A 257-nucleotide genomic window follows, 5' to 3' on the forward strand; every position below is an offset into this window, starting at 1 on the left:
GCCCCAGGGCCCGGTGAGCAGGATGTCCTTGGCGAACACCGGGAGCAGGGCGGTGGCGCCGCCGAGGAGCACGGCGAACAGGTCGAGGGAGATTGCCCCGAAGATGTCGGGTCGGCTGCGGATGAAACGGATGCCGGCGAGCAGCGAGTCGAGGGTGGCCTTGCCCTGGGTGAGCGGCTGGTTGCGTACCGGCAGGCTGAGCGTCAGGACGCACGCGAGGACGTAGAGAGTCGCGGTCGGCACGTAGACCCAGGAGG

At 69.6% G+C, this 257-nt stretch carries 1 pseudogene; it reads right to left on the reverse strand.

The annotated features are described in order from the left end of the window. Window positions 1–257 (reverse strand): annotated as a pseudogene (locus ACLJNW_RS26500) (MFS transporter); the annotation flags it as partial.

Origin of the sequence: Salmonella sp. SAL4457 (assembly GCF_046548235.1) — a bacterium.
Lineage (GTDB): Bacteria > Pseudomonadota > Gammaproteobacteria > Enterobacterales > Enterobacteriaceae > Salmonella > Salmonella enterica.